1 pseudogene is annotated in these 356 nt (G+C 44.7%); it reads left to right on the top strand.

Annotated features, from left to right (window positions below):
- Positions 1 to 356: pseudogene (locus tag CHH48_RS19180) on the top strand (YhgE/Pip domain-containing protein); the annotation flags it as partial.

The raw sequence follows: 356 nt of genomic DNA, 5'->3' as shown, positions 1-356 counted from the left end.
CTCGATCAGGTGAAAAAAGACGCAAAAACGTTCAGTACAAAACTTGCTTCATTAAAAGAAGCACTATCAAATCGAGATGCTAAAGTAAAAAGCATTATCCAAAACAGCTCTATGACAGATGAAGAGAAAAAGGCGGCAATGGATCAGCTGAACAGTCTGCCTAAAATCGAACTGCCTGATCTGTCTGGACTCGAACAAAGCTTAGCGGCCTTGCAGGAACTGCCTGATGCAAGTGAGGTTCAATCAGCAGTTGCATCTGCAAAAGCGCAGCTGCAGCAAGTCAAACAGCTGCCAAAGAAAACAGAACAGCTGTACACGTCTACCGTCGCGATACAAAACGCGATCGACCAAATGAC

This window comes from Terribacillus saccharophilus (assembly GCF_002272075.1).
In the GTDB taxonomy this organism is placed as follows: Bacteria; Bacillota; Bacilli; order Bacillales; family Amphibacillaceae; genus Terribacillus; species Terribacillus saccharophilus_A.
The sequence above is the reverse complement of the archived record's forward strand: the minus strand, read 5'-3'. Positions and strand labels throughout refer to the sequence as shown.